This is a genomic window from Nocardioides marmoriginsengisoli (assembly GCF_003725695.1).
GTDB lineage: Bacteria > Actinomycetota > Actinomycetes > Propionibacteriales > Nocardioidaceae > Marmoricola > Marmoricola marmoriginsengisoli.
The window spans coordinates 101,665-119,522 of the sequence record NZ_RJSE01000008.1; the positions used below are offsets into that span (position 1 = coordinate 101,665).

Genomic DNA, 17,858 nt, shown 5'->3' on the forward strand with positions numbered 1-17,858 from the left:
CGGTGCGGTCAGCCGCCGAGCCGGGTGGTCGCGGCGTTGACGAGACCGGGGGCTAGCCGCCGTACCCGCCAGACGATGCCGGCCGGACCGGGGAAGACCCAGATCTTCGCGCGCCGTCGCCGTAGCGACTTCTCGATGGCGTCGATCACCTGCCCCGGGCTCAGCGGCCGGCTGCGCTCGACCGCCGCCGCGCTCTGCCCGTCGCGGATCACCCCGTCGATCATCGGGGTCCGGACGGCGGGCGGGCAGACCGCCCGCACGGTGATCCCGCTCCCGCGCAGCTCGAGCGCCAGGGTCTCGGCGTAGCCGACCAGGGCGAACTTGCTGGCGGTGTAGGCGCCGTAGCCGGGCGTGACGATCCAGCCGGCGAGCGAGGCGAAGAGCACCAGCTCGCCCCCGGACTCGCGCAACGCCGGCAGCAGGGCGTGCACCCAGGCCACGGTCCCGAGGTAGTTGACCTGCATCGGCCGGGCGACGCGTTCGGGGTCGAGGTCGTCGAGCCGGCCGATGACGGCGATGCCGGCGGCGGTGACGAGGCGGTCGATCCGCGGGTGGGCGGCGAGCACGGCTGCCGCGGCAGCGCGCACCAGCTGCGGGTCGCTCACGTCGCAGGGGTACGCCGAGACGCCCGCGGTCCCGGCGAGCTCGTGCAGGGCGGGCGTGTCCAGGTCGACCGCGGAGACGGTCCAGCCGCGCTCCAGGAGCCGTTCGACCATCAACCGGCCCATCCCGCTGGCGGCACCGGTGACCACGGCGTGGGGCATCGCGCTTTCCTCGTTCCTGGAGGCTAGTGTTCCGTTTAAGTATCTAACCTGTTTAACTGATTCCTGCCAAGTCCCCTGACCCGGAAGGGTGCCTCCATGACGACACTCCCGCTCGGCCAGCTCGGCTACGCGACCGCCGTGGCCTGCTACGAGCCGTCCCTCGACATGCACCGCCCGACCGCGCGGCCGTTCGGTCTCACCGAGGAGTCCACCTACCTGTACGGCGGCTGGCGCGACGAGTCCGGCGCCCTGCACGTCGTCGAGCGGAAGTTCTGCGGGCCGATGACCGCCGGCCTCTGGCTGATGAACACCCGTGGCGGCAAGGTCAGCCTGGTGCCCGAGTCGCTCCAGACCGTGCGCGGCGAGGTGAAGCGGGAGTACTCCGAGGACGAGCACCACCTGCACGGCTCGCTCCTCGGCAAGGCCGGCGGTGCTCCGGAGGAAGGCCTCGACTACCGCCTGACGCCGGGCCACATGGCCTGGCGCGAGGGCCAGATCCTCGAGCTCGAGGGCGACCTGGTCGGTCCGGGCATCCAGATCGGCAGCCTCGACCACGAGGAGCCGTTCTTCTACACCAGCGAGCTCTACCGGATGAGCGGGCGCGTCCTGGGTCAGCAGGTCGAGGGCTTCGTCTTCCTCGACCACGGCTACTGGCCGCACGGCGCGGACTGGAAGGAGTGGCGGATCTTCAACGGCACCCAGCTGTCCTGGTCGGCCTTCGCGACGGAGTTCGAGGACGGCACCGTCGAGTGGGGGCAGGTCGCCATCGGCCGGGAGGGGTTCAACTTCGTCTCGGTCGCCGACGCGAAGGGCCCGGTGGTGATGGACGCGAACACCCGGGGCGGGATCGATCCCGACCCCGACGACTGGGCCCAGCGGATCGGCTACCGCGACCACGGCGGCGACACCTGGGTGTTCGAGCTGGAGCCGGGCGGTCAGATGTCGCAGTTCTCGGCCGCGCGCTGGGGCGGGTACCGGGCCCAGGCCGGCAGGATCCTCCGGCACGGCGAGGAGCGACCGGTGAAGGTCGCCTTCAGCTGGGGCGAGAGCTTCATGGAGCGATTCCGGGACGAAGGGATCGGCTCGGTCGATGCCCTCCTGGGTGGCTAGCGTGTGCGGCAGCCGCCGACGTCCCGGCGGTCAGGTGACGAGCGGGAGCGAGGAGGCGGTCGGTCGATGCGCCTGACGATGCTGCTGGACATGGTCGCCGACACCGCCGGCGACCGGATCGTGGTGGGATCGCGCGCCGGCGGGATCACGGCCGCCGGTCTCCGCGACCGGGCGCGAGCCGGTGCGGCCGTCCTCCGCGCCTCCGGTGCCGATGCCCTCGTCTACCTCGGGGTGAACGGCCCGGCGTTCCCGGTGGCCCTGTTCGCGGCCGCACTGGCCGACGTACCGCTGGTGCCGCTGAACTACCGGCTGGGCGAGGAGCAGCTCACCGCGCTGCTCGCCCGGCACCCGGGTGCGTACGGCGTCGGCGACGAGGGCGGCGGGGCGGCGCTGCGGGCGGCCGGGATCGCAGCGGTCGACGCCGCGACGTGGCTGGCGACGACGGCCGAGCGCCCGGTCGACGAACCGGTCGACGAACCCGGGGACGAACCCTGGGATCCCGAGCGGACCGCCGTGGTCATCTACACCTCGGGCACCACCTCGGCGCCGAAGGGCGTCCTGCTGCGGCACGGCAACCTCGCCTCGTACGTGCTCGGCACCGTCGAGTTCCTCGCCGCCGCGGAGGACGACGCGGCGCTGGTGAGCGTGCCGCCGTACCACATCGCCGCGGTCGCCAACGTGATCAGCAACCTCTACGCCGGCCGGCGCACGCTGGTGCTGGAGCAGTTCTCGCCCGACGAGTGGCTGACGACGGTGCGCGAGGAGCGGATCACCAACGCTCTCGTCGTCCCGACGATGCTCTCCCGGATCATCGAGACCGGGTCCGACCTGGCCGTGCCCTCGTTGCGCGGGCTCGCGTACGGCGGCGCACCGATGCCGGGAGCGCTGATCGAGAAGGCGCTGCGCACCTGGCCCGAGGTCGGCTTCGTCAACGCCTACGGGCTGACCGAGACCAGCTCGACGGTAGCCGTGCTCGGCCCCGAGCAGCACCGCGCCTCGCTCGCCTCGGATGATCCCGACGTCCGCGCCCGGCTCTCCTCGGTCGGCCAGGTCGTGCCCGGGGTGGAGCTGGCGGTCCTCGACGACGACGGCGTGCCGCTCCCGGCCGGCGAGGTGGGCCGGATCTGCGTGCGCGGCGACCAGGTCTCCGGCGAGTACGACGGCCAGGGACGTGCGGTGGACGACGACGGCTGGTTCGACACCCGCGACCGCGGCCACCTCGACGCGAGCGGCTACCTGTTCCTCGGCGGCCGGGTCGACGACACGATCATCCGCGGGGCGGAGAACATCGCGCCGGCCGAGATCGAGGAGGTCATCCTCCACCATCCCGACGTGGTCGACGTGGCGGTGATCGGCGTCCCCGACGAGGAGTGGGGCCAGCGGATCGAGGCGGTGGTGGTGCTCCGCGACGGCCGGGCGCTCGAGGCCGGGGAGCTGCGCGTCTTCGTGCTGCAGCGGCTGCGCTCCTCGAAGACGCCCGAGCGCTTCCTCTTCTGGCCGGAGCTGCCGCGGACCGAGACCGGGAAGCTGGTACGGCGCGACGTCCTCCGGCAGGCGACCCTCAGCTGAAGAGGTCGACCAGCGGCTTGTTGCCGGGGTCGAAGCGGAAGATGTACTTCGCCGCGACCTCCATGTGCGAGCGCCAGTGCGTCTCGGCGCCGTCGGCGTCCTTCTCCTCGACCAGCCGGATCAGCTTCTCGTAGGAGCGGAGCGTCTTGCGGAAGCGCGCCGGCTGGGCGTCGACCTCGCGGGACATGCCGGTCGTGATCGCCTGGCTCAGGTGCACCGCGACGATGTCGGCGAGCACCGCCCCCTGGACGGCGAGGGTCTTGTTGCCGCAGCGCTGCATGATCAGCTCGTGGAAGCGGTAGGTGGTGCTGCTCCACTGGCTCATGTCGGGGGTGTCCGACTTCGCCTCGAGGAGGTGGCCGAGGTGCTCGGCCACGGCGCGCAGGTCGGCGAGGTCCTGGGCGTTGCGGCGGGTCGCGAGCAGGCGGGCGCAGGCGGGCTCGCCGACCAGGCGCGCCTCGTAGACGTCCTGGATGGTGGTGCCCTGGAGCTGGAGCAGGAGGGCGACGTGGCGGGCGGCGACCATCGGGTCCGGCTCGAGCACCTGGGCTCCGCCGCGGGCTCCGCGGCGGACGCCGATCAGGCTCTCGGCCTCGAGGATCCGGTAGGCCTCGCGCAGGGTCGGCCGCGAGACGCCGTACTGCTCCATGAGCTGCTGCTCCGGCGGGATCGTCTCCCCGGCCTTCAGCTCGCCGCGGACGATCTGGCGGCGCAGGTGCCCGGCGATGAGTTCAGCCGTCTTGGGGGCGCGCATCGGAGTCCCGATGACGCCCGTCCCGGGAACGATGGCGGAAACGTCAGTCATATGAATGATTGTATCGTTCGAACTCCTTCTCGGCGTCCCGGCGCGTGCCGACTTTCAGCGGCCGGAGCGGATCCGCCGGTGCGGAGCGGGGTCGCGGACCAGGCGGACCAGGTCCGCCGCGGGTGCTCGGAGCGCCTCGGCGAGGGGTACCTCGAGCAGGCAGACCGCGGGGGCCTCGCCCGCCGCGATCCGCCGCGGGAGGCCGGCAGAGTCGCGGAGCAGCGTCGGGAACGCGACGGCGACGGGGACGCGTTCGTGCGGGGCCAGGTCGCGGTCGCGGGCCGCTCGCAAACCTTCCCACGGATCCAGCGGCCCGTACGGCGCGTCGCTGCTGCTCAGCACCGGCACGCCCGCGTCGTGCAGGGAGGCGAACGGGTACAGGTGGTCGAGGTCGTCCGGGTCGACCTCGGTCCGGTACCGCTCCGTCCGGGCGACGAGCATCCCGGGCTGGGTCACCACGGTGAGGCCGCGGAGCCGTGCGCGGACCTCGGGCGGGACCACCGCGGCGTGCTCGATCCGGTCGCCGGGGAGCCGGCCGGCGTCGTCGAGGGCGGCCAGGGTGAGCAGCAGCGCCTCCCGGGTGACGCAGTGCACGGCGACCGGTCTCCGCTGCTCGTGGGCCTCGGCGACCTGCGTGGTGAGCGCGGCGAGGTCGGGGAGGTCGTGGTCGCGGACCAGGATCTTGCGCGGGGCGGTGCCGTCGGGGTCCCCGAGCAGGGTCACGCCGAGAGGGAGGTCGGAGAGGAGGGCGACGGTCGGCGGATCGAGGTCGGGGGTCGCGTCGGTCACCGAGGTGATGCCGAGCCGGTGGAGCTCCTCGACCAGGGTCGCCAGCGACTGCCGGGTCTCGGCGGCGCGGTCGGGGAGCGCGGCGCGCAGTCGGGAGTCGAACCGCCAGAGCCGGCCGGTGGGCACCCCGTCGCGATCGCGCTCGACGTCCGGCCCGGCGAGTGCCGGGGAGACCGCGGCGAGCGCCCGGGAGTTCAGCATCCAGAGCCCGCCGCTGCTGTGCTGGACCCGGGCCGGACGATCCGGGACCAGGGCGTCCAGGACGTGCCGGTCGACGGACTCGACCGCGCCGACGCCGCGGACCCACGGGCCCGGCGGAGCGCTGCGGAGCCGGTCGAGCCCGGTCGAGCAGTCGACGCTGGTCCGCGCGGCGGCGGTTGCCAGCAGGTGCAGGTGGTGGTCGTGGAGGCCGGGGATCAGGGCGCCGCCGCCGCCGTCGACGTGCTCGTCGGCACCGGTGCTGGCGAGACGGTCGCCGACGGCTTCGATCCCGCCCGGGCCGACCAGCACGTCGCACCCCCGCCCGTCGACCTCGACGTCGGTGAAGAGCGTCCTCATCGGCGCTCCGGGTCGGTGACCGGGTCGCGGCCTTCGGCATGTTCGACCCACCACCGGCCCCCCGCGCGGGTGACGGCGTGCTCGGGTGCCGGCGCCCTGGTCTCGGCAACGACCTCCACCATGCTGACGTCGAGGAGGACCGCCTCCGGGGAGGCCAGCGCGGCGACCGCCTCGGCCGCGGCCCGCACGCCCACCACCGGGTCGGCGATCGCGTCCCCGACGGGGAGCAGGTCGTCGCCGTCGGGGACGACCAGGCCGGCCCGGGCAGCCACGTCGTCGCCGAATCCGACCGCGTCGCTGGCCCGACCGCACGCGGTGATCGAGAGCCAGCTCGTGCCGGCGGCGACCACGTCCTCGGCGACGACGCCGAGGTGGCGGAGGGCGCGCGGGCGGGACGCCTCCAGCACCAGGTCGGCCTCCCGGATCAGCGCGTGCAGCTGCTCCAGGTCGTGCTCCTCGGCGAGGTCGAGGGTGCGCTGCTCGTGGCCGTCGTGCAGCAGCGCGAAGAAGTCGGGAGGTCCGGATCTGGCCCCGTCGGGCCGGGTCCGGCTCTCGACCTTGACCACCCGCGCGCCGGTACGGCCGAGGAGGTGCGCGCAGAGCGGTCCGGCCCAGAGGCTGGTGAGGTCGACGACGAGCGGGCGCTCCCCGGGGCTGCGGGTGCCGTGGACGGAGGTGAGCACGGCCGGGCGGGTGCCGGGGCCGTGGCGGACCGCGCCTCCGGGCAGCCCGAGCAGCTCCATCCGCTGCTCGATCTCCAGCGCTCGGGCCCCGGCGGCCCAGGAGCCGATGGCCGCCCACGGATCGTCGGCCGCGTCGGACTCGACGAGGGCCGGGATCAGCGCGACGTCGTCGGGGCGCGCCAGCGAGAGGGCGACGTGTCCGTCCTGCGCGGGCAGGATCCGCATCGCGCCGCCGCAGCTCCACGGCCCGCGCCGGGTGAGACCGGCGTACGCCGCCCGCTCACCGAGGAGGCCGGGGATCCGGAGGCCGAGGGCGGCGAGCTGCTCACGCACGATCGAGGCGGGCCGCGCCGCTGGCACCAGGGGCGGGCCGTCGGGCCGTCCGGTGAGTGCCATCGCCCCGGAGCGCGCCCAGTCGGCGAGGTCACCGGGCGGGGGCATCGACCAGTCCCCACGCGAGTGCGGTCCCCAGGTCGAGGCGCCGACGGGTCAGGGCGAGCTGGGCGGTGCGCCAGCGTCCGACCCGGGCCGGGATGCTCGCCGTACCGCCGGCGCCGGGGACCAGCCCCATGCCGACCTCCGGCAGGTGGAACCAGGCGTCGTCGTCGGCCTCCACGCGGCCGGCGAATGCCGCGAGCTCGATCCCGGCCCCGACGCAGGCGCCGTGCAGCACCACCCGGGTCCGCGGCCGCAGCAGGTCCAGCGACCGGGCCGCTCCGGTGGTCACCCGGACCAGGTGCGCGACCGCCGGGTCGGTCGCCCGGCCGAACTCGGCCAGGTCCCCGCCGCTGCAGAACGACGGGCCGGCGCCGCGGAGCTCGACCCGCAGTTCGGGGTCGGCCCGTGCGACCGCCAGGGCGTCGCGCAGGGCGTCGCGCATCGCCGCCGAGTACGCGTTGTGGCGGGCGGGCCGGTTCAGGGTGATCGTGAGGACCTGACCGGTCCGCTCGACCAGGACCGGGTCGTCGGTGTCCGCGCTGCCGGTGGCGGTGGTGCCGGCCAGCCAGTCGCGGAACTCGGCCCCGCCCTGGAGCGCGGAGTAGGCCAGTGATTCGGCGACCAGCGCCGCGGGTGTGCTCGTCGCGCCGGTGCCGAGCAGGCCGGCGAGGGTGGTCGCCGCCACCGGGGCGACGCCGACGGTCCCGACGAGGTCGTCCACCTCTCCCGGTGCCACCCAGCAGGTCAGGTACGGGAGCGCGGTCGCCGGCGGGTCGCCCTCGGTGACGCCGACGACAACGGCACCCGGGGTTGAGCTCGGTCGGAGGTCGTTCGGCGGCGGTCCGAGCCGGTCGAGGTCGAGGAGCAGGAGCGGACGCACCGGCCGGCCGTCAGGGTCGAGGTCGAGCACGGCGGCACCCGCGGCGAGGTCCTGCCAGGACGCCTCCATGCTCATCTCTGGGCTCCTCCTCCGGGCTCCTCCTCTGGGCCGCACCTGGGTGCTGCTTCGGGGCGACGGTACCGCTGCGAGCGCGGTCAGAGCCCTGCCGACGCGGCGACGGCATCGCGCAGGTCCTGGACCGGCCCGAGCAGGCTGACGTTGGCACGCGCTCGCCGGTAGAAGTGGTGGGCGACGTGCTCCCAGGTGAAGCCGATCCCGCCGTGCAGCTGGATCACCGCGTCGGTCGCCGCGAGCGCAGCGGTCCCGGCCTGCAGCGCGGCGGTGCTGACGAGGTCCTGCGGGTCGTCGCCGGCATCGAGAGCAGCGGCGGCCTGGTCGACGAGGGCCGCGGCCAGCTCGACCTCCAGGAGCACCTCGGTGCAGCGGTGCTTGACGGCCTGGAAGGAGCCGATCGCGGCGCCGAACTGGTGCCGGATGCCGACGTACTCGACGGTGACCGCCAGGCTGCGGCGGGCGAGTCCGACCTGATCGGCGGCCAGTGCCAGCCGCGACCAGCGCAGCGAGTCGGCGAGCGCCTGCCGGGCGGCCTCTCCGCTGAGGAGGACGGTGGCGGGGGTGTCGGCGAACACGACGCTGCCGACCGAACGGGAGAGGTCGAGCACGCTGCGCTCGGCAACGGCGAGGCCGGGCGCCGTACCGTCGACGACGCAGACGGCGGACCGGCCGTCGTACGTAGCCTGCACCAGCAGCACGTCGGCGCCGGGAGCGTCGAGGGCGGCGGTGACCGTGCCGGTGAGCCGGGTCGTTCCGGAGGCGTCGTCGGCGACGACCGCGTCCCGGGAGCTCGGCACCACGGCGATCCGCCGGGAGCCCGTGGCGGTGTCGGTGCGGAGGCCGTCCACCAGCGCGGCGTCGAGGTCGGCCGCGCGGAGCAGGGCCGCCGCGGCGACCGCGTGCGAGAGGAACGGGACCCGGACCGCGGCGCCGCCGATCTCCTCGGCGACCGCGACGAGCTCGCGGGCGCCCAGGCCGAGCCCTCCGTGCGCCTCGGGGACGAGGAGTCCGTCCACCCCGACCTGGTCCACGAGCAGGGCCCAGGTGCCGGCATCCCCGGTCCCCGGCTCGGTGCGGCTCAGCGCGGCACGGACCGTGGCGCGGAGGTCCTCGACGAGTTCCTGCTGCTCCGGGGTCGCGCTGCTCATGCGACAGAGTCTCGCACAACTGCCGGGCTATGGTTGACTTAGTTAACTCTTTGAGAGGAGGCGGTCGCCGATGACGTCGCTGCTGCGCACCGGGCTGGCCTGGGCGGCCGTCGCCGCCGCGGCCCGGTCGGCACGGCCCGCTCAGGTCCTCGGGAAGCCGTTCACCGGGCCCGTCGAGGCGCTGCCGGTGGTGCCGACCGAGGTGGTCGGCCTGCTCGCCTCCGAGCTCCCGCTGCACACCGCCGGCCTGGTGGCGGCCACCACCGCGTCGGCGCTCCTCCGCGGAGGTCCTCCACGGAGCGTCGCCGACCGCCTGGGCGCCGGTCTCGCCGTCGCCGGCGGCGTCGCGCTGCTCGGTGCCCAGCGCCAGCAGCAGGCCTCCGGCCGGGTGCTCGAGGAGGCACTCCGGGCCGGGCTCGGAGAGCACTACCGCGACCACCTGCCCGCCGACGGGAGGGCACCCGACCGGGTCCCGCTGACCCGGCGGCAGGTGCTGCTCCCGCGGTTCACCGAACGCGCCGGCTACCTGCGCGCCCAGGACCTGTCCTACGGCGACGCCGGTCGCCGCAACCACCTCGACATCTGGTCGCGGACCGACCTCCCGGTCGACGGCCGGGCTCCCGTCCTGATCCAGGTCCACGGCAGTGCCTGGGTGGCCGGGAGCAAGCGCGGGCAGGGCTACCCGCTGATGAGCCTGCTGGCGCGGCGCGGCTGGGTCTGCGTCGCGATCAACTACCGGCTCGCCCCCGCGGCCCGGTGGCCGGCGCACATCATCGACGTCAAGCGGGCGATCGCCTGGGTGAAGCAGGAGATCGCGGCGTACGGCGGGGACCCGGAGTTCGTCGCGATCACCGGCGGTTCCGCGGGAGGCCACCTGAGCGCCCTCGCCGCGCTCAGCGCCAACGCGCCGGTGTTCCAGCCCGGCTTCGAGGAGGCGGACACGTCGGTGGTCGCGGGCGTGCCGCTCTACGGGGTGTACGACCTGATCGATCGCCACGGGGACTCGCCCAAGAGCCAGGAGGAATTCTGGCGCCGGCTCGTCCTCGGGCAGTCCCGGGACGAGGCGTTCGCGATCTACGACCAGGGCTCGCCGCTCTCCTGGATCGGTCCGGACGCGCCGCCGCTCTTCGTCCTGCACGGCGCCGAGGACACCTTCACCGCACCGGCGCAGGCGGGTACCTTCGCGTCGTCGCTGCGCGCCGTCTCCCGGCAGCCGGTGGTGCACGCCGAGCTGCCGGGGACGCACCACTGCTGGGACCTGCTCCCGAGCCTGCGCACGGCGTACACCGTGCACGCGATCGACCGATTCCTCGCCTACGTCCGCGCCACCCGGCGCGAGGGGGAGCACCGATGAAGGAGTGCCGATGGACCTCGGACTGACCGGACGGGTCGCCGTCGTGATCGGCGCCACCCAGGGGATGGGGCGCGCGATCGCGATCCGGCTCGCGGCCGAGGGCGCCCACGTCGTGGTGTGCTCGCGCGGTCGTGAGGAGGGCGACGAGGACTACCGGTACGCCCCGAAGGCGGGTCTCGAAGCGGTCGCGGACGAGGCCCGCGCCGCGGGGGCCGCGTCGGCCACGGCCTTCGGCGCCGACCTCACCTCGGCCGGGCAGGCCGAGGCCCTGGTCGCCGCTGTCGAGGCCGAGCACGGCCGCCTCGACGTGCTGGTGAACACCGTCGGCCTCTGCGAGCTGGGGGAGTCGGCCCTCGAGCCGGACGACCGCTGGGACCGCGCCTACCAGTCGGTGCTGATGACCTCGGTGCGCGCCTGCCGGGCCGGCATCCCGTTGATGCTGAGGTCGGGCGGCGGCGCGATCGTGACCACCTCGGCGATGTCGATGCGGCACTTCGTCCCGCGGATCGCGCACTACTCGGCGCAGAAGGCCGCACTCGCGCACTTCACCAAGAACCTCGCCCGCGAGTTCGGCCCGCAGGGCATCCGGGCGAACTCCGTCCTTCCCGGGATGATCGTCAACGAGCAGATCGCCGAGAAGCGCCGGCTCTGGATGGCGGAGACCGGCGGGACCGAGGCCGACTACTTCGCGGACGCCAACAGCCGCTGGCACCAGGCGACCTGGGGCACCCGCCTCGGCGTCCCGGACGACGTCGCCGACGCGGTGGCGTTCCTCGCCTCGGAGCGGGCGAGCTACGTCAACGGCGTGCTGCTCAACGTGGACGGCGGCTCGGAGTACCTCTGAGCCCGGTTCAGGGGCGGGCGGTGCGCTCGGGCAGGGCCAGCCAGACCGCGATCACCAGGGTCGCGGCCAGGGTGCCGAGCTCGCCGATCTTGTCGAACGTCGTCAGCCCGTCGAGGTGGCGGACGTGGAAGTACAGGTGCGGGGCGCTGAACACGGCCCAGATCGCGCCGGCCATCCGGCAGGTGCGGAGGTCGCCCCAGGCGAGGGCGAGCACGGCGGCCGCGGTCAGCGCCAGGTACGCGGCGCCGACGTCGGTCACGAAGTGCTCGTTGTACGGGCCGGTGACGGCGGTCCAGTGATGGCCGAAGCCGGGGAAGGAGTCGTAGAACGAGCGCGGGCCGACCAGCGCCCAGGCGCCCACGAAGAAGCCGGACGCCGCCAGCACGAGCAGGCCGGCCCGGCGGCCGGTGCCGGTCACGACTGCTCCGCGAGCCACTGGTCGAAGGTCTGGGTGCCGACCGTTCCGGGATCGTCCGGGATCAGCGCCCCGCCGCGCATCGCCCGACCGGCCTTGCCGGGAAGCGGGGCCGGGACCACCAGCCGGCGGGACCCGCGCCGACGCAGCAGCCGCCGGGTCATCTCCGGGACGCTCAGCTCCTCCGGGCCGCGGACGTCGCCGGCCCGGCCCTGCGGTGCCCCGGTCGCGATCCCGGCCAGCAGCGCCGCGACCTCGCCGGCGGCGATCGGCGCCGCCTGCATCACCGGGGCGAACACGACCGGGCCGAAGCCGGAGCGGTCGATCATCTGGTCCGCGAACTCGTGGAACTGGGTGGCCCGGATGATCGTCGAGGGCACCGGGGCGTCCTCGACGAGCCGCTCCTGCGCGACCTTGCCGACGTAGTAGCCGAACGGGGTCACGTCGATGCCGACGATCGAGAGCAGCACGTGGTGCCGGACGCCGGCCGCCCGGCCGGCGTCGAGCAGGGTGCCGGTGGTCCGGGTGAAGAACTCGGTGGCCGGACCGCCTCGGGTGGTCGCGATGCTGGTGACGTCGACGACGGCGTCGACGCCGTCGAGCCGGCCCGCCAGGCCGTCGCCGGTCAGCAGGTCGACCCCGGCGCCGCGAGCGAGCACGACGGGTTCGTGGCCGGCTGCCGCGAGCTGGTCGACGAGGACGGACCCGACTACTCCGGTGCCCCCGGCGACGGCGATCTTCATGGGGACAGTCTGCCTTGACTTGATTCGAACATGTGTTCGATCATGGGGAGATGTCCGCACCCATCGTCCTCGCTCCCCGTGAGCAGACGCTCCAGCAGCTCCAGGAGCGGATCCGGGGCATGCAGGACGGGGTTCCCCGGGTGCCGCTCCCGACGCACCCGGTCCTCGACGGGCTGCTCCAGCTGCGCACCGGAGGCGCCTACGAGGTCGATCGCGCCAGCCTGGGGATGGCGCTGCTGGCGACGCCGTCGGCGGAGGGTTCCTGGGTGGCCGTGGTCGGTGCTCCCGACTTCGGGGTCGAGGCGGCCGCCGAGCTGGGCGTCGACCTGACTCGGACGGTGCTCGTCCCGGACCCGGGCGAGCACTGGCTGGAGACCACGGCCGCCCTGGTCGACGTGGTCGGGGTGGTGCTGCTCCGGCCCCCGGTCGGGGTGACCGAGCGGACCGCGAGCCGGATCGCGGCCCGGCTGCGGAAGCGGTCCGCGGCACTGATCGTCCAGGGGGAGTGGCCGGGTGCCGAGGCGCGGATCAGCCTGCGCTCCTCGGCTTGGTCCGGAGCGGTCGCCGGTCACGGCCGGTTGCGGAGCCGGCGGGTGGTGCTGGGGGTCCAGCGCGGCTCGGCGCCGGTCCGGGAGGTCGAGCTGTGGTTCCCCTCGGCCGAGGGGCCGGTGGTCAGGATCGAGTACGGCGTCGAGCGGCCTGCTCTTGACGCGCCGCGGATGGAGGCACTGGCATGAGGGCGCTGGTGGTCTGGTGCCCGGACTGGCCGGTGGTGGCGACCGGCTCGACCGGTGCGCTGCCGGCCGCGGTGATCGCTCGCGGCGGGGTGCAGGCTTGCAACCAGGCCGCGCGGGGGTTCGGTGTGACGCGCGGGATGCGTCGTCGCGACGCGCAGTCCCGGTGCCCCGGACTGACCCTCTTCGACGCCAACCCGGAGCGCGACGTCCGGGCCTTCGAGCCGGTGCTCGCGGCCGTGGAGGCGCTCCGCCCCGGGGTCGCTCCGCTGCGACCGGGACTGCTGGCGATCCGGGCGCCCGGGAGGTTCTACGGCGGGGAGGAGCTGGCCGCCGCCACTATTGCCGAGCGCTTGGTCGAGGTCGGCGTCCGGGACGTCCGGATCGGGATCGCCGACGACCTGTTCTCGGCCGAGCAGGCGGCCCGCCTGGCCGAGATCCAGGACTGGCGGGTGGTCGAGGAGGGCGGGTCGGCCGCGTTCCTGGCCGGACTGCCGGTCGACGTCCTCGCCACCGACTCGCTCCCGGACAGTGGCGACCTGGTCGGGCTGCTGCGCCGTCTCGGTCTGCGCACGCTGGGCGACCTCGCGGCGCTCCCGGCCCGGGATGTGCTGACCCGGTTCGGGGCGTACGGCGCGAAGGTGCACCGGCTGGCGCGCGGGGTCGACCCGGTCCAGCCGGCGACCCGGACGCCCCCGCCCGACCTGGTCAGCGAGGTGGTCTTCGAGCCGGCGCTGGTCTCCGTCGAGGCGGTCAGCTTCAGCGTCCGTCGTACGGCGGAGCGGTTCGTCGCGGAGCTGGGGGAGCGCGGCCTGGTCTGCACCGCGCTCCGGGTCGAGGCCGAGGCGGACGACGCCAAGCGGTCGCTGCTCTCCGCGCGGTCCTGGGTGCACTCGCGGTGGTTCGGCGCCAACGACGTGGTGGACCGGGTGCACTGGCAGCTCCAGGCGACCCCGGCCGGCGTCCTGGTCGGCGCTCCGGTCGGACTGGTGCGCTTCGTGCCCGAAACGGTCGAGCCCGCGGCCGCCCACGCGGACGGTCTTTGGGGCGGTGGGACCGACGAGCTCATCGACCGGGGTGTGGCCCGGGTGCAGGCGATGCTGGGGTACGACGCCGTGGTCGTCCCGGTCCGCCAGGGCGGCCGGTCGCCGGCGTCGCGGCAGCTGCTGGTGCCCTGGGGGGAGCGGCCTTCGGCGGTGCGGGCCCCGGACCTGCCGTGGCCGGGCAGCATGCCCTCGCCGGCGCCGAGCCGGGTCTTCGCCGAACCGTGGGCGACCGCCGTGGTCGGGCCGGCCGGTCAGCCGGTGACGGTCACCGACCGCGGTGTGGTGACCGCGGTGCCCACCAGGTTCCACAGCGGTAGCGGGTCGGGGTGGCAGGTGATCGACACCTGGGCCGGCCCGTGGCCGGCCGACGAGCAGTGGTGGGACGGGTCCCGCGGGACGGCTGGGATGGTCGCGCGGTTCCAGATCGTCGGGGTCGACGGCCGGGCCTGGTTGATGCGCTGCGACGGCGGGCAGTGGTGGACCGAAGCGAGCTACGACTAGTGGGGTGGTCGAACCCGCCGATCCCCTGGTCCGAGCTGGAGAAGCGGCTCTCGCCGCAACCACGCGCGCGCAACGCCGCTCCCGATGACGGGCCGGGGTCGCGCAAGCGGAAGCCCTATCGCCCCAAGGACGAGGTGCGCCCTCCGCTCGGCCCGGTCACGCCGTACGCCGAGCTGCACGCGCACAGCAACTTCAGCTTCCTCGACGGTGCCAGCGGGCCGGACCGCCTGGTCGAGCAGGCCGTCCGGCTGGGGCTGCATGGGCTCGCGCTGACTGATCACGACGGGTTCGCGGGGGCGCCGCTGTTCGCCGAGATCGCCCAGAAGTACCCGGGCCTGCAGACGGTCTACGGTGCCGAGCTCTCGCTCGGGCTGAGTGCTCCGCAGAACGGCGTACCGGACCCGGAGGGGAGTCACCTGCTGGTCCTCGCCGAAGGGGTCGAGGGCTACCACCGGCTGGCGGCGGCGATCACCGCGGCGCAGCTGCGCGGTGACGAGAAGGGCCGGCCGGTCTACGACCTCGAGGAGCTCGCGGAGCGGGGTCGCGGCCATTGGCTGGCGCTGACCGGCTGCCGGAAGGGGAGCGTGCGCGCGGCGCTGGCGTCCGGAGGCGAGGCGGCCGCGGCGTACGAGCTGGACCGGCTCACGGCGCTGTTCGGTCACGACCGGGTGGTGGTGGAGCTGGTCGACCACGGCTACCCGGCCGACCACGAGACCAACGACGCCCTGGCTGCCCTGGCGCGGGTGCACGGTCTGCCGGTGGTGGCGACCAACAACGTGCACTACGCGCTGCCGACCGATCACCGGCTGGCCTCGGCGATGGCGGCGATCCGGGCGCGCCGGAGCCTGGCCGAGCTGGACGGCTGGCTGCCGGCCTGGGGGTCGGCGGCCCTGCGGACCGGTGCGGAGATGGCGGAGCGGTTCGCCCGCTACCCGGGTGCGGTCGCCCGGTCGGTGACGCTGGCGGACCAGCTGTCCTTCGACCTGCAGAAGGCCACCCCGCGGCTGCCCAAGCAGGGGATCCCCGAGGGGCACACGGCATCCAGCTGGCTCCGGGTCCTGACCGAGCGCGGCTTCGAGACCTACTACGCCGGGACCGATCTCGAGGAGGAGGCGCGGAAGCGGATCGAGCGCGAGCTGGACACGATCGTGCGGAAGGACTTCGCCGGCTACTTCGTGATCGTGCACGACATCGTCGCCTTCGCGCGGGGGAAGGGGATCCTCTGCCAGGGCCGGGGCTCGGCGGCGAGCTCGGCAGTCTGCTACGCGCTGGGGATCACCGCGATCGACTCGGTGCGCTACCGCCTGCCCTTCGAACGGTTCATCTCCGAGCACCGCGAGGAGGAGCCGGACATCGACGTCGACTTCGACTCCGACCGTCGGGAGGAGGTGATCCAGTGGGTCTACGAACGCTACGGCCGGCACAACGCCGCCCAGGTGGCGAACGTGATTACCTACCGGCCGAAGATGGCGGTCCGCGACGCGGCGAAGGCGCTCGGGCACTCGCCCGGGCAGCAGGATGCCTGGTCGAAGACGATCGACAGCTGGGGCGGCGCGGTCACCTCCGGGGACTCTGGCATCCCCGAGCCCGTCGTCGCGCTGGCCAACCAGCTGATGAAGTCGCCGCGGCACCTGGGGATCCACTCCGGCGGCATGATCCTGACCGAGAGGCCGATCGGCGAGGTGTGCCCGATCGAGCGGGCCCGGATGGAGAAGCGCACGATCCTGCAGTGGGACAAGGACGCCTGCGAGTACATGGGCCTGGTCAAGTTCGACCTGCTCGGGCTGGGGATGCTCGGGGCGCTGAACCAGATGATGGTGATGGTCGCCGAGGGCCTGGGTGAGCGGTGGACGCTGCAGAGCATCCCGAAGGAGGAGCCCGGGGTCTACGACATGCTCTGCCGCGCCGACTCGGTCGGGGTCTTCCAGGTGGAGAGCCGGGCCCAGATCGGCACCCTGCCGCGGCTCCGGCCGCGCACCTTCTACGACCTGGCCATCGAGATCGCGCTGATCCGCCCCGGCCCGATCCAGGGCGGCGCGGTGCATCCGTACATCCGGCGGGCGACCGGCCGCGAGGAGGTCGACTACGCCCATGACGATCTGAAGCCGGTGCTGAAGCGGACCCTCGGGGTGCCGCTCTTCCAGGAGCAGCTGATGGAGATGGCGGTCGCGATCGGCGACTGCAGCCGCGACGACGCCGACCTGCTCCGCCGGGCGATGGGCTCCAAGCGCGGCATCGAGCGGATCGAGTCGATCAAGGAGACCCTGTTCGCCGGGATGGAGCGACGCGGCCTGGTCGGAGAGCAGGCGAAGCAGATCTACGTGCAGATCCTGTCCTTCGCGAACTTCGGTTTCGCCGAGTCCCACGCGCTCAGCTTCGCGCTGCTCGTCTACGCCAGCTCCTGGTTCAAGCTGCACTACCCGGCGGCCTTCCTGGCCGGTCTGCTCCGCTCGCAGCCGATGGGGTTCTACTCGCCGCAGTCGCTGACCCAGGACGCCCGCCGGCACGGGGTCGAGGTGCTCCGCCCGGACATCGACCGCTCCCAGGCCCAGGCGGCGCTGGAGGGACGCGGCGGACCGACTGGCCTGCCGGCGTGCGTCGCCGGCCACCACGACCCCACCCCGTACGACGCGGACTCGCCGGACCCGACCGAGACGCACCGGCGGGACGGCAGCTACGCGGTGCGCCTGGGCCTGGACGAGGTGCGCGGGATCGGGCGCGCGGTGGCCGACCGGATCGTCGCCGCCCGCGCGGAGCGACCGTTCGCCGACATGGTCGACCTCTCCCGCCGGGCCGGCCTGGACTCGACCCAGCTGGAGGCGCTGGCGACGGCGGGTGCCTTCGAGCCCTGGGGGTTGTCCCGGCGGGAGGCTCTCTGGAACGCCGGCTTCACCGAGCGCGACGACCAGCTCGAGGGGACCGGGGCGGTGGTGGTCGCACCGATGCTGCCGGGACTCGACCCGCTGGGGGAGACCCTGGCCGACCTCTGGGCGACCCGGATCTCACCGGACTCGCACCCGGTCGCGCACCTGCGACCGCTCCTCGACCAGGTCGGCATCGTCGGGGTCGGCGCGCTCGGCTCGGTCGAGTCGGGTCGGCGGGTGCACGTGGCCGGGCTGGTCACCCACCGGCAGCGGCCGGGCACCGCCGGCGGGGTCACCTTCCTGAACCTGGAGGACGAGGGCGGGATGCTCAACGTGATCTGCACCGAGGGCGTCTGGAGCCGCTACCGCAAGGTGGCCAGGACGTCGGCGGGCATGGTGATCCGCGGCATCCTGGAGCGCAACGACGGGGTCACCAACCTGCTCGCCGACAAGATCACCTCGCTGGCGTCGGTCAGTCCGGGTGCCGAGCAGGCGTTGCAGGCGCGGCACCGGTCGCGGGACTTCCAGTAGGACACCG

At 74.0% G+C, this 17,858-nt stretch carries 15 protein-coding genes; 7 read left to right on the forward strand and 8 right to left on the reverse strand.

Annotated features, from left to right (window positions below; translation table 11 throughout):
• Positions 1–8: 8 nt before the first annotated feature.
• Complete coding sequence (locus tag EFK50_RS17050) at positions 9–764, reverse strand: SDR family NAD(P)-dependent oxidoreductase (protein WP_123228801.1); 756 nt, start codon at positions 762–764, stop codon at positions 9–11.
• 96 nt (positions 765–860) lie between these two features.
• Between EFK50_RS17050 and EFK50_RS17055 the strand changes: the two genes are divergently transcribed.
• Both EFK50_RS17055 and EFK50_RS17060 read left to right on the forward strand, forming a co-directional pair.
• Positions 861–1,874 (forward strand): hypothetical protein, encoded by a 1,014-nt coding sequence (locus tag EFK50_RS17055; RefSeq protein ID WP_123228802.1) that lies wholly within the window; start codon positions 861–863, stop codon positions 1,872–1,874.
• Between the two features lie 66 nt (positions 1,875–1,940).
• Entirely contained in the window at positions 1,941–3,443 is a 1,503-nt protein-coding gene (locus tag EFK50_RS17060) for a class I adenylate-forming enzyme family protein (RefSeq protein ID WP_123228803.1), read from the forward strand.
• On the opposite strand, the gene EFK50_RS17065 is transcribed toward EFK50_RS17060, so the two are convergent.
• The 5 genes from EFK50_RS17065 to EFK50_RS17085 all read right to left on the reverse strand — a co-directional run bounded on the left by EFK50_RS17065 (position 3,436) and on the right by EFK50_RS17085 (position 8,819).
• The gene (locus EFK50_RS17065; RefSeq protein ID WP_123228804.1) at positions 3,436–4,248 is read right to left on the reverse strand and encodes a FadR/GntR family transcriptional regulator; all 813 of its coding nucleotides are present in this window, start codon (positions 4,246–4,248) and stop codon (positions 3,436–3,438) included. The two genes, EFK50_RS17060 and EFK50_RS17065, sit on opposite strands and share 8 nt — an antisense overlap.
• A 54-nt stretch (positions 4,249–4,302) precedes the next feature.
• Entirely contained in the window at positions 4,303–5,595 is a 1,293-nt protein-coding gene (locus tag EFK50_RS17070) for an amidohydrolase family protein (RefSeq protein ID WP_123228805.1), read from the reverse strand.
• Complete coding sequence (locus EFK50_RS17075; protein WP_123228806.1) at positions 5,592–6,719, reverse strand: CoA transferase; 1,128 nt, start codon at positions 6,717–6,719, stop codon at positions 5,592–5,594. Before EFK50_RS17075 ends, EFK50_RS17070 begins: the two co-directional genes overlap by 4 nt.
• Complete coding sequence (locus tag EFK50_RS17080) at positions 6,703–7,671, reverse strand: enoyl-CoA hydratase/isomerase family protein (RefSeq protein ID WP_246004214.1); 969 nt, start codon at positions 7,669–7,671, stop codon at positions 6,703–6,705. Before EFK50_RS17080 ends, EFK50_RS17075 begins: the two co-directional genes overlap by 17 nt.
• 80 nt (positions 7,672–7,751) lie before the next feature.
• Positions 7,752–8,819, reverse strand: a complete 1,068-nt coding sequence (locus tag EFK50_RS17085) for an acyl-CoA dehydrogenase family protein (protein ID WP_123228807.1) — start codon at positions 8,817–8,819, stop codon at positions 7,752–7,754.
• A 70-nt stretch (positions 8,820–8,889) separates the two neighbouring features.
• Between EFK50_RS17085 and EFK50_RS17090 the strand changes: the two genes are divergently transcribed.
• Together EFK50_RS17090 and EFK50_RS17095 are read left to right on the forward strand one after the other, a co-directional pair.
• Positions 8,890–10,173 carry an alpha/beta hydrolase gene (locus EFK50_RS17090; protein WP_123228808.1) on the forward strand — a complete coding sequence of 428 codons (1,284 nt, stop codon included), beginning with the start codon at positions 8,890–8,892 and terminating at the stop codon, positions 10,171–10,173.
• Between the two features lie 10 nt (positions 10,174–10,183).
• The gene (locus EFK50_RS17095) at positions 10,184–11,017 is read left to right on the forward strand and encodes an SDR family NAD(P)-dependent oxidoreductase (protein ID WP_123228809.1); all 834 of its coding nucleotides are present in this window, start codon (positions 10,184–10,186) and stop codon (positions 11,015–11,017) included.
• Positions 11,018–11,024: 7 nt separating this feature from the next.
• On the opposite strand, the gene EFK50_RS17100 is transcribed toward EFK50_RS17095, so the two are convergent.
• Both EFK50_RS17100 and EFK50_RS17105 read right to left on the reverse strand, forming a co-directional pair.
• Positions 11,025–11,435: a hypothetical protein gene (locus EFK50_RS17100; protein WP_221177457.1), complete on the reverse strand. Its 411-nt coding sequence runs from the start codon at positions 11,433–11,435 to the stop codon at positions 11,025–11,027.
• Entirely contained in the window at positions 11,432–12,175 is a 744-nt protein-coding gene (locus EFK50_RS17105) for an SDR family oxidoreductase (RefSeq protein ID WP_123228810.1), read from the reverse strand. The genes EFK50_RS17100 and EFK50_RS17105 overlap by 4 nt, the downstream gene beginning before the upstream one ends.
• A 50-nt stretch (positions 12,176–12,225) precedes the next feature.
• On the opposite strand from EFK50_RS17105, the gene EFK50_RS17110 reads away from it, so the two are divergent.
• The 3 genes from EFK50_RS17110 to EFK50_RS17120 are packed head-to-tail and all read left to right on the forward strand — an operon-like array spanning position 12,226 to position 17,851.
• The gene (locus tag EFK50_RS17110; protein ID WP_123228811.1) at positions 12,226–12,912 is read left to right on the forward strand and encodes a hypothetical protein; all 687 of its coding nucleotides are present in this window, start codon (positions 12,226–12,228) and stop codon (positions 12,910–12,912) included.
• Positions 12,909–14,456 (forward strand): DNA polymerase Y family protein, encoded by a 1,548-nt coding sequence (locus tag EFK50_RS17115; protein ID WP_123228812.1) that lies wholly within the window; start codon positions 12,909–12,911, stop codon positions 14,454–14,456. Before EFK50_RS17110 ends, EFK50_RS17115 begins: the two co-directional genes overlap by 4 nt.
• A complete protein-coding gene (locus EFK50_RS17120; RefSeq protein WP_123228813.1) occupies positions 14,456–17,851 on the forward strand; it encodes an error-prone DNA polymerase in 3,396 nt (1,131 codons plus the stop codon). The genes EFK50_RS17115 and EFK50_RS17120 overlap by 1 nt, the downstream gene beginning before the upstream one ends.
• Positions 17,852–17,858: the final 7 nt, after the last annotated feature.

Coding starts and splice junctions, on each gene's coding strand:
- EFK50_RS17115 (WP_123228812.1), top strand. CDS start 12,909: ATGAGGGCGCTGGTGGTCTGGTGCCCGGACTGGCCGGTGGTGGCGACC.
- EFK50_RS17070 (WP_123228805.1), bottom strand. CDS start 5,595: ATGAGGACGCTCTTCACCGACGTCGAGGTCGACGGGCGGGGGTGCGAC.
- EFK50_RS17105 (WP_123228810.1), bottom strand. CDS start 12,175: ATGAAGATCGCCGTCGCCGGGGGCACCGGAGTAGTCGGGTCCGTCCTC.
- EFK50_RS17090 (WP_123228808.1), top strand. CDS start 8,890: ATGACGTCGCTGCTGCGCACCGGGCTGGCCTGGGCGGCCGTCGCCGCC.
- EFK50_RS17055 (WP_123228802.1), top strand. CDS start 861: ATGACGACACTCCCGCTCGGCCAGCTCGGCTACGCGACCGCCGTGGCC.
- EFK50_RS17110 (WP_123228811.1), top strand. CDS start 12,226: ATGTCCGCACCCATCGTCCTCGCTCCCCGTGAGCAGACGCTCCAGCAG.
- EFK50_RS17060 (WP_123228803.1), top strand. CDS start 1,941: ATGCGCCTGACGATGCTGCTGGACATGGTCGCCGACACCGCCGGCGAC.
- EFK50_RS17075 (WP_123228806.1), bottom strand. CDS start 6,719: ATGCCCCCGCCCGGTGACCTCGCCGACTGGGCGCGCTCCGGGGCGATG.
- EFK50_RS17065 (WP_123228804.1), bottom strand. CDS start 4,248: ATGACTGACGTTTCCGCCATCGTTCCCGGGACGGGCGTCATCGGGACT.
- EFK50_RS17080 (WP_246004214.1), bottom strand. CDS start 7,671: ATGAGCATGGAGGCGTCCTGGCAGGACCTCGCCGCGGGTGCCGCCGTG.
- EFK50_RS17050 (WP_123228801.1), bottom strand. CDS start 764: ATGCCCCACGCCGTGGTCACCGGTGCCGCCAGCGGGATGGGCCGGTTG.
- EFK50_RS17095 (WP_123228809.1), top strand. CDS start 10,184: ATGGACCTCGGACTGACCGGACGGGTCGCCGTCGTGATCGGCGCCACC.
- EFK50_RS17085 (WP_123228807.1), bottom strand. CDS start 8,819: ATGAGCAGCGCGACCCCGGAGCAGCAGGAACTCGTCGAGGACCTCCGC.